This window comes from Ruegeria spongiae, assembly GCF_023502395.1.
Lineage (GTDB): Bacteria > Pseudomonadota > Alphaproteobacteria > Rhodobacterales > Rhodobacteraceae > Ruegeria_C > Ruegeria_C spongiae.
In genome coordinates this window covers 1-11,967 of the sequence record NZ_JAMFMB010000019.1, presented here as the reverse complement: position 1 = coordinate 11,967, position 11,967 = coordinate 1, and the positions used below count along the sequence as shown (strand labels likewise).

Sequence of the window (11,967 nt, the reverse complement as noted above, 5' to 3'; positions counted from 1 at the left end):
CCGACATCCTGTCTGGCTCGTTCACCGTTATTGCGGGTGGCGCTTAACATTCGGTTAGTCCCTGAGCGGGTATGGATTGTTGCGAACAATTCGGGAACTGACCTATGACCGACGCAACCGCAGAAGACGCCGAAGAGCCGCCGAAGTCTGGAAAGATGGGACTTGTGCTGGCCGTCCTGCTGGCTGTTGCCGGCGCGGGCGCTGGTTTTTTCCTGGCGAGCTCGGGGAAGGTTCCGTTGCTCGGTGGTAAGAACCCGGAACAGGCCCATGTCGAAAAATCGGAAGGCGCGTCAAAAGGTTATGCGGACGTGAAGGTCGCATTTGTCGACCTGCCCCCGGTTCTCATTTCGCTCGAAAGCAAGCGCGGCACGCGCCATTTGCGGTTTCACGCACAGGTCGAGGTTGAAACCAAGTACCAGACCGACGTCGAAGCGATCATTCCGCGAATCGTCAACGTGATGAACAGCTATCTCAGGGCGCTTTCGCTTGCCGAACTGCAGGACCCCTTGGCTTTGCCGCGGCTGCGCGCACAGCTGCTGCGGCGTCTGTCGATTGTCAGTGGAGAAGGGCGGGTCCGGGACCTGCTCGTCATGGAATTCATCTTGAACTAGGAGGGACAGTTGCAGGTATTTGCCGATATTCTACTGGCCGCCGGTGCATTTGGTGCAGGGTTTTATTGTTTCGTTTTGTCGCGACGGCTGAAACGGTTCAGCGATCTTGAAAAGGGGGTCGGGGGCGCGGTCGCGGTCCTGTCCGCGCAGGTCGAGGATCTGACCAGAACCGTCGATGCGGCCCGTGCCGCTGCCGGAAGCTCCGGTGCCGAGCTGCAGGAGCTGACCCGCAAATCCGAATCGGTCGCGCATCGGCTGGAGCTTTTGATCGCGTCTTTTCAGGACGTCGCACCGGCCGAAGAGGCGCCGGTTCAGCCCTCCGCATCGCCGCCCCCGGCGAAGGGCAACAAGGCACCTGCGCCGGGCCTTATGTTTCAGCGCAGCGCGCAGGGTATCGATGAGGTCGCACCGTGACGACCTTCGTTAAACCACGGCTCGAACCCCGCCGCACCCGTGTCGGGACGTTGTTTCTCATCACGCTGTTCCTGCTCGGCTCAGCAATGGTGCGAATCGGCCTGCATGCAGGCCCGGCTATCGCGCGCGAGACCGCCACAGAAGAGTCAGGCACAGATGGGCACATTTCCAGGGCTGCTCCGACGCTTGCGACGGAGGCCCAACTGCAACCGGTGCTTGCCGCATTTGAAGAGCGTGAAATTCGAATCGCGCGACGCGAAACCCAGCTTGAGGATCGGCTCAAAGCATTGGAAATCGCAGAGCGCGCGATCGAGGCAAGGTTGGTCGAGCTCGCCGCAGCCGAAGAAGCGTTGCGCCAGACCCTGGCACTGGCTGACGGCGCCGCCGAAGGTGATCTGGGCATTCTGACCGAGGTGTACGAGAATATGAAACCGAAAGAGACCGCAGCGCTATTCGAGGAAATGGATCCCGCCTTTGCGGCTGGTTTTCTGGCCCGGATGACGCCCGAATCAGCGGCTAAGGTTATGTCCGGGCTCAGCCCGACGGCGGCCTATACGATCAGCGTGGTCCTCGCCAGCCGCAACACATCCGTTCCCAAGCAATGACCCGCAAGATGTACAAGATCGGAGATTTCGCATGATTGGTATTCTTGGGATCGTCATCATATTCGCGATGGTTTTTGGCGGGTATCTTGCCGCGGGCGGCAAGATGACCATCATCCTCAAATCGCTCCCGTTCGAGATGATGATGATCGGCGGTGCCGCGATCGGCGCCTTTCTGATCAGCAATGACAAGGGCGGCATCAAACACACGCTGCAGGACCTCGGTAAGGTGTTCAAGGGCGTCAAATGGAAGCCCGAGGATTATCGTGAGCTGCTCTGCCTGCTGTTTGCCCTGATCCGGATCGCAAAGCAGAGCCCGGTCGATCTTGAGCAACATATAGAAGACCCGCAATCATCAGCGCTGTTCTCGAAATACCCAAAAATTCAGGCCGACAAAGAGGCGGTCGCGCTTATCTGCGACACGCTCCGCTCAGCTTCGATGAACTATGACGATCCGCATCAAGTCGAGGAAGTCCTGGAAAAACGCATGGAGGCCAACCTGCACCACGCATTGCATTCAAGCCATGCCCTGCAGACGATGGCCGATGGCCTGCCCGCCCTTGGCATTGTTGCCGCCGTGTTGGGCGTGATCAAGACCATGGGTTCGATCGATCAGCCGCCCGAAGTTCTGGGCAAGCTGATCGGCGGCGCGCTTGTCGGGACGTTTCTGGGTGTTTTTCTGGCCTACGGCCTGGTTGGACCCTTTGCCGCAAAGGTCAAAGCGGTGGTCGAAGAAGACAGCCATTTCTATCAGCTGATCCGCGAGGTTCTGGTGGCAAATCTGCACAACCATGCGGCTAGCATCTGTATCGAAGTTGGCCGCCAGAACACACCTGCGCATTACCGGCCGGACTTTGCCGACCTTGAGGAGGCACTCAAATCGATAAAGCAGGAGGCGGCATGATCCGGGCTTTCGCATGCGGTCTGGCTGTTTTCTTCTTGGTTGGTGGCGCGCTGGCCGAACCGCTGGTGGTGAGATCCGGCGACCACGGCAGCTTCACGCGTCTGACGGTTGGTCTACCGAAAGGCGCGGAATGGGACCTTGTGCAAATCGGTGACGAGGCCCGATTAAAGTTGGATGGGTCTCCTTTCCTCTTCGATATCAGCAAGGTCTATTCGCGAATCGGACGAGACCGACTGAAACAGCTCTCCCAAACCGCACCGGGCAAGCCGCTGATCCTTGGGTTGAACTGCGAATGTGTCGTTAACGCCTTTGAAGAGGGCGGCGCTCTATTGGTGCTCGATATCCGGGCCGGGCGGCCATCAGAAGCAAAACAGGTCGATCTGCCGGTTGTGTTCGACCCTCCTGCCAAGGCCGAGATCAACGCGCACTTGCCGCCTCCGTTGAGATTGGCAGACGCCCCCCCCAAAGCATCTGCCGCGCCTGTTGTTGCGCTGGAGGGTGCCGCGATCCAGTCGCAGGTGGAGCGTGCGATCGCGCAAGGGCTTCTTGCACCGACCGCCGATCACCGTGTGCAACAAGGTCCAGATCGCTTGCAAGATCTGCAAAGATCGCTGAATGAACGGGCGGTCAATATCCGGGCCACCACGGTCATAGACCGTGATCTGGATGGCATCCTTGATGGCATCTCGGAAGAGCTTCGGCGAACCGCATGCATGAACGATGACCGGTTGGATATCGACAACTGGGGTGACGCTTCAACCCATGCAAATCTCGGTGAAATGCATCTGCGGATTTACGGTGAATTCGACCGGCTTGATTACGATGCGACGTGGCGGCTTGCCAAAGCACAGCTCTATCTCGGCTTCGGAGCGGAAGCCGCCGCAACCCTTGAACTGGGCCCCAGCAGCGCAAAACTGGTCCCCGAATTGCTCGCCATCGCCGTCTTGATCGATGAGCGATCATCGACAACTCCGATCGTTGTGGCGGGTCAGCAAGCCTGCGATGGGTTGGTGGCGTTTTGGGCCCTGTTGGCCGACAGGAACCTGTCTGAGGACGCGAATATCGAGGCCATGTTGAATGGTTTCTTCGCGCTTCCCGCACATTTGCGCAGCCATCTCGGCCCCCGCGCAGCAACTTATCTGGTCGAGGCCGGGATGACCGACATGGCGCAGATATTGTTGCGGCGCGCGGTGCCCGGTCCGGACGACAGCGGGGTCGCGGCTCGGATGGTGAGGGCGAAACTGTCTGAGGTATCGGGAAATGCTAAACAGGAAATGGAACAGCTTGAAGAGGTAATCAGCGACCGCTCGGATCCGCCCGAGGCCCCTGCGGCACTGGTGGAACTGATTGAAACGGCCTGGGAAAATCGCCTTGGAATCGACCCTGAAAATGTGACGCTTGCTGCCGCTTTCGCGCAGGAATATCAGGGTTCCGCCGAAGGTAAACAATTGCAACAAACACATGCTCTGGCGCTCGCTCTGAGTGGCAATTTCGACGAGGCTTTCGCGCATCCGGCGATACGGTATACAACAGACCCGGCCGCGACGGATTTGCGGCGCAAGTCTCTGACGTTGCTGGTGGAAAATGCAGGAGATATTGCGTTCTTGGTTCATGCGACCGATCAGTCCGCAGAGCAAATCTCGGCGCTTGAGACACCGTTGCGCATTGCGCTGGCGCGTCGATTGCAACGCTTGGGATTCCCAGAACAGGCGATAAAATACCTGGATCTACCTAAATCGGCAGGGGTTCCGATGACGGCAAAGCTTCTGCGGGCGCAGTCTGCGCTGCAAACCGGGCTGCCGCGCCGCGCCTTGCTTGAACTGTCAAACGCCGAGGGGGAAGATGCCCAGCGCCTTCGGGCGGAAGCGCTTGCCAAAAGCAATGAACTTGCCTCTGCCGCCGCGCTTTATCAGGTTTTGGGCGAGGAGGAGGCGGCCGCACGCTCTCTTTGGATCAGCGAAGAATGGGCCGCAATCCCCGAAGGGTCCAGCCCCAGATATCAGCAGGCGGGGCAACTTGCGACTGGCTTGCCGCTAGAGCCTGCACCAGGGGAAGCTCCTTCGTTGGCTGCCGCGCAATCAGCGGCCGAATCCGCCCGCGACACCCGAAGTCGGATCGAAAGCCTTCTGTCAGTTATCGAACGCCCCTGACATCACAATGCATGAACCGGGTTACGATTTATCAATCCCCCCGCAATAGCGTGGCAGAACAGAATGTTCATACGGCTCCACAGAATGTCCAATGCCCTAAAACCAGTCGCCACCGGCCTTTTGCTGGTATTTTTTTTCGGGATGATTGCGACCCCGGTGATGGCCTTGCGCCCAGGGCAATCTGCGGCGGCCTGCGACAGGGCGGCGATTAACGCGGCGCAGAGGTATGGCGTGCCCGAAACTGTCATGCTCGCGATCACCCGGGTCGAAACGGGGCGGCACAAGAACGGGGCTCTGAACCCGTGGCCCTGGGCGATTAATATTGCCGGAAAAGGGTACTGGTTCCCGTCGCGGCATGAGGCCCAGAGCTTTGTGTTCAAGCATTTCATGGATGGCGCGCGCAATTTCGACGTTGGCTGTTTCCAGATCAATTACCGCTGGCACGGCAACAAGTTCCGCTCGATTGAGGAAATGTTTGACCCGCAGAAGAACGCTGACCATGCGGCCCGCTTCCTGTTGGATCTGCACAAGGAATTTCGCGACTGGACTGCCGCCGCCGGCGCCTATCATTCGAGGACACAATGGCGGGCCCAACAATATGCCGCGAAATTCAAGGATGTTGCCGCCCGACTGCCCAACACTCCGGGAGCGGAACACCGAATTGACCCGGTACGACGAGCGACCAGCCTTGGAACGACTGCGATGCCGCTGACAAGTGGCGCATCAACGCAACTCGGTTCGCTTGTGCCTACGGGCGTTGGGACCGGCACGTCCTTTCTTGCGCTGAACTGAGGTCTCCGTCATGCCGAAAATCAACAGCAGCGCCCTGTTCAGCCCGACGGTCTTGCTGGCGCTTTCGCTCATGGCGGTCATCGTCATGATGATACTGCCAATGCCTGCCTGGATCCTGGACATCGGTTTGGCGGCATCCTTTGCGCTCGCGATCCTGATCTTCACCATCACGCTGTTCATCGAACGGCCGCTGGATTTTTCGTCCTTCCCGACCATCCTGCTGGCCTCTCTCATGCTGCGCCTGTCGCTCAACGTGTCCTCGACCAAACTGATCATCGGTGAAGGGCACACCGGCACCGCAGCGGCGGGGGGCGTGATCGAGGGGTTTGCCCATTTCGTGATGGGTGGCAGCATCTTTCTTGGTCTTGTTGTGTTTGGCGTTCTGCTGATCGTCAATTTCATGGTGATCACGAAAGGCGCCGCGCGCATGGCCGAGGTTGGTGCGCGATTCGCGCTGGACGGCATGCCCGGAAAGCAGTTGGCGATCGACAGTGACATGTCTGCAGGCGCGATAGACCATACCGAGGCCAAAGAGCGGCGCGAACGGGAGCAGCAGGAGACCACGTTTTTTGGATCGCTGGATGGCGCGTCGAAATTCGTCAAGGGTGATGCCGTCGCGGGTCTGTTGATCACGCTGCTCAATCTGGTCATGGGCTTGATCATGGGCGTTGTCGTGCATGACATGCCCGTCGGATCAGCGTTTGAAAGCTATGCGATCCTGACGGTCGGGGATGGGCTTGTGTCGCAGATTCCGGCGGTGATCATCTCCATCGCGTCAGCCCTCCTGCTGGCACGCGGTGGCACCCACGGCGCGACCGATACCGCGCTTTTTGCCCAGATGAGCCGCCACCCCGCAGCCCTGGCAACGGTGGCCCTGCTGATGGTGCTGTTCGCATTGGTTCCGGGTCTGCCGTTTCTGCCGTTCATTCTGGGTGGTGCGGTACTGGGTTTTGCCGCGCGCACAATGCATCTGCGGGCGGCACTCGCATCCGAACAGGCCGCGACCGAAGAAGAGGTGCAACAGGATGCGCCGCGCATGTCGCTTGGCGATATTCTGGATCTTGACGACGTACATCTGGAATTTGCGCCCGATCTTGTCGCGATGGTGCTGGATCCGGGCACCGGATTGGATGCACGGATCGCCAATATGCGCAACCACGTCGCCTCGGTCTACGGGCTGATTCTGCCTGACATCCGGTTGACCGACAAAGCCGAACTGCCTGCAGGCACCTACATCATCAAGGTTCAGGGCGTCGAACAGGTCCGCGGGGTACTGCATCCCGATCTGGTACTGGCACTGGTGCCTGACGGGGCCGATGCGCTGCCCGGCGGATCCGATGTAGCCGAGCCGGTCTATGGTGCGCCAGCCCGCTGGATTGCGCCCAAGGATCAGGACGCGGCGGCGGTGGCCGGGGCGACGCTTGTCACCCCGCCTGAAATTCTCGCCACCCATCTGCTGGAGGTGATCAAGCAGAATTTCGCGCGGCTGCTCACCCTGAAATCCCTGCGTCGCCTGCTGTCCGAGATGACGCAACTCAGCGATGCCACCCGTGCCGAGGCGAACCGCAAGATGCTCGACGAACTGATCCCCGACAAGGTGCCGATCGATTGTCTGCACTCGGTCCTGCGCCTGCTGCTGGAAGAGCGGGTCTCGATCAGGAACATGCCACTGATCCTGGAAACGATTGCCGAGGCACGGGTGTCGACAACGCAGCCGGAAAATATCTGCGAAGCTGTTCGCCAGCGGCTTGGGTTCCAGTTGGTGGCGGAAATGAAACGCGAGGATGGGACGATCCCACTGGTTCAGCTTGCCCCCGAATGGGAGGATACCTTTTCCAGCTATCAGCTTGACGGGGTGCCGTCCGGCCATGACATCGCGCTGCCGCCTGATCTTTTCAGCCGCCTCGGCGAGGGGGTTTCGGAACAGTTTGACCAAAGCTCGCGGCAGGGCGTGTTCCCGGCCCTGGTGACCTCGACCCGACGGAGGAGGTTTCTGCACACGATCATGCGCGCACGTGGGTTGGCGAACCCGGTTCTGTCCTTCGAGGAAATCGGGCTTGAGGCGCGACCGTCGCTGGTCGGCGTCGTTGCGGCCTGATGGAGGCTGCGGTCCTTCTCGCAGACCGGCTGGGCGCGGATGCCCTTCACTTGCTGATGGTGTTTCTGCGCGTGGGCGCTGCGGTCTCACTGTTTCCCGCGTTTGGAGAAAGATCGCTGCCAGCACGCGTTAAACTGACGATCGCGCTGGTTTTCACGCTGATCGTGGCGCCAGCGACTCCCGGCCTGGGCGTCCTCAACTTTTTGCAAATTCTAAGCATTGGCGGTGCCGAGATCCTGACCGGCCTTGTGTTTGGACTTGCGCTGAGATTGCTGGTTCTGGCGCTGCAAACTGCCGGATCCATCGCCGCGCAAGCGACCTCGCTGTCGCAAATTTTGGGCGGCATGGCGGCAGAGCCGATGCCCGCGATGGGTCATGTGCTGGTCTTGTCCGGGATCACCCTGGCCGTCGTGCTTGGCCTGCATGTCCGGGTGGCGGAATACCTGATCCAATCCTATGCGCTCTTGCCGATCGGAAGTGTCATCGCTGCGCAGGATCTGACCAGTTGGGGAATTGGCCAGGTGGCGCGCATGTTCGCGCTTGCGCTATCGCTGGCCAGCCCCTTCGTGATCGCATCGCTGGTCTACAACCTCGCTCTCGGGGCCATCAATCGCGCCATGCCGCAACTGATGGTGGCTTTTGTCGGTGCGCCGTTCATTACCTTCGGCGGGTTGTTTCTGCTGTTCGCAGGCGCGCCCCTGATGCTGGCTTTGTGGCACGACGCCTTACTGCAAACCCTTTCCGATCCGCTGGGGACTTTGCCATGAGCGGCCCCGAGGATGGTGAGGACAAGTCATTCGAGCCAACGCCGCGCAAACTGCAAAAAGCGCGCGAGAAAGGCGAGATCGCCCGATCCGCCGACTTGAATATCGCGGCGGTGTATGGCGGTTTCATTCTGACGCTCTTTCTGTTCGGCGCGACGATGATCAATCAGGCCGGAACCGCGATGAGCGTTCTGCTCGGGCAATCTGATCAGTTGTCCGAACTGATCTTCGACGGCCCGGCTCAGGCTCCCATCGGGGGGTTGCTGCGGACAGTGTCCCTCGCGATCCTACCGTTGTTTCTGCTACCCGCCGTGGCCGTGTTGATGTCGGTTGTGGCGCAGCAGGCTTTTGTGGTGGCTCCGAGCAAGCTCAAACCAAAATTGTCGAAAATTTCACTAATTTCAAACGCTAAGAACAAGTACGGGCGTAGTGGATTGTTCGAATTTGGAAAGAGTTTCATCAAGCTTGTGACTTATGGCCTGTGCCTGGCGCTGTTTTTGAAAGCGGATCTGAATGCCATTCTGACTTCGGGGGCGGCCGGTGCGCGTCCGTCTGTGGTTCTGATGATGTCGACGGTCCTGCGGTTTCTGACGATCGTGTTTGTGATCGCGTTGGCGATCGGGTCCATCGACTTTCTGTGGCAGCGCGCCGAGCATCTGCGCAAGAACCGCATGACCAGAAAGGAATTCACCGACGAGATGAAGGAATCGGATGGCGATCCGCATATGAAGAACAGCCGCCGCCAGCGGGGCCAGGAAATTGCGATGAACCAGATGGTCCGCGAGGTGCCGGAGGCGGATGTGGTGATCGTGAACCCCACTCATTTCGCCGTGGCGCTAAAATGGTCGCGCATGCCGGGCTCCGCACCGGTCTGCGTCGCGAAGGGTGTAGACGAAATCGCGGCGGTCATTCGCGAAACCGCGATCTCCTCCGGCGTGCCCATCCACTCTGACCCGCCGACCGCGCGCAGCCTTCATGCCAGCGTCGAGATCGGACAAGAGATCGACGCCGACCACTATGCCGCTGTCGCGGCCGCGATTCGCTTTGCGGAAGACATGCGCAAGAAAGTCAGGGGGCAGGTGCGGTGAAGATCGGGAAACTCGACACATTGGTCCGCGCCAGCGAAGCAAGATACCTGATCGAATATGAAAAGATCAGATCGCTGGTTGAGCGCGAAGCGGCCATCGGTCAGCGCCTTGCCGAACTGGCTGCGCATAGCCGCCGTGCCTCTCAGACCGATGCTGGTTATGCCCAGAGCGGTGCCCATGCCCGTTGGGAAAGCTGGGCGGGACAGATGGCGACGGTCCTGAATACCGAATTGGCGCAGATCCGCGCCCAGCGGCAAAGGTTGGATACCGAAATGCGCAGGGCCTTCGCTCGCCATACGGCTCTCAAGTCCCTGAACAAGTCGGACATGGCACGTCGGAAGCAGGACCGGGACGCGGTGAAACGCACCCAATTGGAACAGCTGGTGGTGATTTGTTCGCTGCAGGATCGATGGGCATCGGGTTAAGTGTGCAGTATGACACGGGCAAACATTGCGTTTTCTCTCATAGCTACCACATCGTCTGGTCGACCAAGTACCGCTACAAGGTGCTGACGGGGCATTGCGCTTGCGGGTACGCGACATCTTCGGTCAGGCCTGCTGCGAGAACGAAGTCGACATCTTGCGCGGGGTGGTGTCGAGCTATCACGGCCACATGTTCGTGTCAGTGCGGCCGAAGATCGCCATCTCAGATATGATGCGCAAGACGTAGGGCCCTTCGTCCCGCAAGGTGCAACGGGAGTTTCTCGCGATCCGCAGGCGCTATTGGGGGCGCCGGTTCTGGGGCAGGGGCTATTTCTCCATCACCAACGGCGCCATCACCGAAGACATCCTCTTCCAATACCTCAAAAACCACATCGCCGATCCTACCGACGCCAGTCGGTAGTGGTTCAGTCCCAGAATCTGGTGGATCGGATTGAGGATGTGAGCTTCCCCCACTGAAATGGTCCGCCGCTTTGTTCAGGAAAACGGATAATTCTCGATGGGAACCAAGCGACACAAGCCCGAGGAAATTGTCACTAAGCTATGGCAGGTTGAGGTTCTTGTCGGGCAAGGAATGGCGCAGGCGGATGAAATCCGAGAGGTTTGCATAACAGAGCAGACTTATTACCGCTGGCGAAAGCAATATGGCGCTATTGGAACCGGCCAACTCAGGGAGCTCAAACGTTTTCAGAAAGAGAATGAGCGGTTTAGAAAGGCCGTGTCTGATCTGACCTCGGACAAGTTGATTATGGCGGAGGCCGCAAAGGGAAACTTCTGAGCCCCGCACCTCGCCACACTTGCATTGACCATGTTCGCGGTCAGTGCAGGTTCTCAGAGTATCGTGCTTGCCGCGTGTTGAAGCGGCATCAATCCACGCACCGAAAATTGCCGAGTGGGCGAGCCGACGAAGACAGATTGGTCGCGGATATGATCGAGTTGGTGCGCCAATACGGTCGCCATGGCTGTCGCCGGATCGAGCAATACTGAGAGAAGCAGGCTGGCAAGTGAACGTCAAGCGTGTGGAAAGACTGCGGCGACGGGAGGAGCTGAAAGTGCCAATGAAACACTAAAAGAAGGGGCGTCTCTGGTATAATGACGGATCATGCGCGCGCCTGTGGCCAGAGCGTCGCAACCATGTCTGGAACCATGATTTCGTTCACCATCGGACGGATGACGGAAAGGCGTTTCGCACCTTGAACATCCTTTATGAACACAGCCGGGTGTGCCTGGCTATCAAAGTGAAGCGGAAGCTGAACTCAGGCGATGTTATTGATGTCCTAAGCGACCAGTAATGCTGCGCGGGGCGCCGTCGTTTATTCGGTCTGACAATGGCTCTGAGTTCGTAGCTCAGGTAGAACAAGACTGGATAATATCAGTCGGTGCGAAGACGGCATACATCGAACCAGGATCACCTTGGGAAAATGGATACTGCGAAATCTTCTATAGCTTGCGCGAAGTACAAATCCTGATCGAAGAATGGAGGAAACACTATAGCACCAAACGACCGCATAGTGCTCTGGGATATCACCCGCCTGCGCCGGAAACCGTCGTCCCGATGGACCAAAAGCCGGTCATGCGCTAACAGTGTGACCGAACCACTCAGGTGGCGCTGATAAGATAGATTGATTGGACTCTGAAGTCCGGATTTTGCAGATGTCTTTGTAAGGTGTGAAACCAGGGAGCGCCTTGAGTCGGCGAGCGAAATTGTTAGCATCAAGGAAGCCGGCCAGATGCGTTGGACGCTGGCAGGGAATAGATCGTATTTCGGTTTCGGGACTGCTCAGCGAATTGGAGGCGGTGGGGGCAGCTTCACGTCAAGAGGATTCTGACGACGGCACAAGGTGCTAAAGTTCGGTACCGCCCGGTCCAACCCAATCAACCGTAGCAGGCTTTCACCGAACCCGGTTTCCTGCCAAAGCGGCATCCCGAACAACATCTTTAAGGTCAGACAAGTCGGGGCCGATAATTCGCAGAATTGCTGCTGCCGACCGCGTTTGCCAGTCGGCGGTGGTGCCCAGACCATCTCGGGATAAAACCAGATCGAAAGCGATCCGCGCTGCTTCAAGCCGTCAGTACATGACGACCAGTTCGTGGTCTCGTAATT

At 58.8% G+C, this 11,967-nt stretch carries 11 protein-coding genes and 3 pseudogenes; 12 read left to right on the top strand and 2 right to left on the bottom strand.

Annotation, left to right across the window (positions count from 1 at the left end; translation table 11 throughout):
- Nucleotides 1-104 precede the first annotated feature (104 nt).
- From M3P21_RS14890 to M3P21_RS14870, 5 genes are all read left to right on the top strand, one after another.
- The gene (locus M3P21_RS14890) at nt 105-611 is read left to right on the top strand and encodes a flagellar basal body-associated FliL family protein (RefSeq protein WP_249711038.1); all 507 of its coding nucleotides are present in this window, start codon (nt 105-107) and stop codon (nt 609-611) included.
- Between the two features lie 9 nt (nt 612-620).
- Nucleotides 621-1,025, top strand: a complete 405-nt coding sequence (locus M3P21_RS14885; protein WP_249711036.1) for a hypothetical protein — start codon at nt 621-623, stop codon at nt 1,023-1,025.
- An 86-nt stretch (nt 1,026-1,111) separates the two neighbouring features.
- Nucleotides 1,112-1,630, top strand: coding sequence for a MotE family protein (locus M3P21_RS14880; protein WP_249711200.1), 519 nt, complete (start codon nt 1,112-1,114; stop codon nt 1,628-1,630).
- A 31-nt stretch (nt 1,631-1,661) separates the two neighbouring features.
- Complete coding sequence (motA, locus tag M3P21_RS14875; RefSeq protein WP_249711034.1) at nt 1,662-2,531, top strand: flagellar motor stator protein MotA; 870 nt, start codon at nt 1,662-1,664, stop codon at nt 2,529-2,531.
- The gene (locus M3P21_RS14870) at nt 2,528-4,681 is read left to right on the top strand and encodes a hypothetical protein (RefSeq protein WP_249711032.1); all 2,154 of its coding nucleotides are present in this window, start codon (nt 2,528-2,530) and stop codon (nt 4,679-4,681) included. Before motA ends, M3P21_RS14870 begins: the two co-directional genes overlap by 4 nt.
- 2 nt (nt 4,682-4,683) lie before the next feature.
- Here the strand turns inward: M3P21_RS14870 and M3P21_RS14865 are convergent, their stop codons facing one another.
- Nucleotides 4,684-4,929: a hypothetical protein gene (locus M3P21_RS14865; RefSeq protein WP_249711030.1), complete on the bottom strand. Its 246-nt coding sequence runs from the start codon at nt 4,927-4,929 to the stop codon at nt 4,684-4,686.
- On the opposite strand from M3P21_RS14865, the gene M3P21_RS14860 reads away from it, so the two are divergent.
- From M3P21_RS14860 to M3P21_RS14830, 7 genes and pseudogenes are all read left to right on the top strand, one after another.
- Nucleotides 4,928-5,473, top strand: coding sequence for a transglycosylase SLT domain-containing protein (locus tag M3P21_RS14860; RefSeq protein ID WP_249711027.1), 546 nt, complete (start codon nt 4,928-4,930; stop codon nt 5,471-5,473). The two genes, M3P21_RS14865 and M3P21_RS14860, sit on opposite strands and share 2 nt — an antisense overlap.
- Nucleotides 5,474-5,483: 10 nt before the next feature.
- On the top strand, nt 5,484-7,571 hold the full coding sequence (gene flhA / locus M3P21_RS14855) for a flagellar biosynthesis protein FlhA (RefSeq protein ID WP_249711024.1): 2,088 nt from the start codon (nt 5,484-5,486) through the stop codon (nt 7,569-7,571).
- Nucleotides 7,571-8,338, top strand: coding sequence for a flagellar biosynthetic protein FliR (locus tag M3P21_RS14850; protein ID WP_249711021.1), 768 nt, complete (start codon nt 7,571-7,573; stop codon nt 8,336-8,338). Before flhA ends, M3P21_RS14850 begins: the two co-directional genes overlap by 1 nt.
- Nucleotides 8,335-9,423: an EscU/YscU/HrcU family type III secretion system export apparatus switch protein gene (locus M3P21_RS14845; RefSeq protein WP_249711018.1), complete on the top strand. Its 1,089-nt coding sequence runs from the start codon at nt 8,335-8,337 to the stop codon at nt 9,421-9,423. Before M3P21_RS14850 ends, M3P21_RS14845 begins: the two co-directional genes overlap by 4 nt.
- The gene (locus tag M3P21_RS14840) at nt 9,420-9,848 is read left to right on the top strand and encodes a hypothetical protein (RefSeq protein WP_249711016.1); all 429 of its coding nucleotides are present in this window, start codon (nt 9,420-9,422) and stop codon (nt 9,846-9,848) included. Before M3P21_RS14845 ends, M3P21_RS14840 begins: the two co-directional genes overlap by 4 nt.
- Nucleotides 9,849-9,850: 2 nt before the next feature.
- Nucleotides 9,851-10,266: pseudogene (tnpA, locus tag M3P21_RS14835) on the top strand (IS200/IS605 family transposase).
- A 96-nt stretch (nt 10,267-10,362) separates the two neighbouring features.
- A pseudogene (locus tag M3P21_RS14830) lies at nt 10,363-11,445 on the top strand (IS3 family transposase).
- Between the two features lie 219 nt (nt 11,446-11,664).
- On the opposite strand, the pseudogene M3P21_RS14825 reads toward M3P21_RS14830, so the two are convergent.
- Nucleotides 11,665-11,967: pseudogene (locus M3P21_RS14825) on the bottom strand (transposase); the annotation flags it as partial.

Bases quoted from the DNA above. Each gene is read 5' to 3' on its own strand.
- M3P21_RS14890 (WP_249711038.1), top strand. From the start codon at position 105: ATGACCGACGCAACCGCAGAAGACGCCGAAGAGCCGCCGAAGTCTGGA.
- M3P21_RS14880 (WP_249711200.1), top strand. From the start codon at position 1,112: ATGGTGCGAATCGGCCTGCATGCAGGCCCGGCTATCGCGCGCGAGACC.
- motA (WP_249711034.1), top strand. From the start codon at position 1,662: ATGATTGGTATTCTTGGGATCGTCATCATATTCGCGATGGTTTTTGGC.
- M3P21_RS14870 (WP_249711032.1), top strand. From the start codon at position 2,528: ATGATCCGGGCTTTCGCATGCGGTCTGGCTGTTTTCTTCTTGGTTGGT.
- M3P21_RS14860 (WP_249711027.1), top strand. From the start codon at position 4,928: ATGCTCGCGATCACCCGGGTCGAAACGGGGCGGCACAAGAACGGGGCT.
- M3P21_RS14865 (WP_249711030.1), bottom strand. From the start codon at position 4,929: ATGACAGTTTCGGGCACGCCATACCTCTGCGCCGCGTTAATCGCCGCC.
- flhA (WP_249711024.1), top strand. From the start codon at position 5,484: ATGCCGAAAATCAACAGCAGCGCCCTGTTCAGCCCGACGGTCTTGCTG.
- M3P21_RS14850 (WP_249711021.1), top strand. From the start codon at position 7,571: ATGGAGGCTGCGGTCCTTCTCGCAGACCGGCTGGGCGCGGATGCCCTT.
- M3P21_RS14845 (WP_249711018.1), top strand. From the start codon at position 8,335: ATGAGCGGCCCCGAGGATGGTGAGGACAAGTCATTCGAGCCAACGCCG.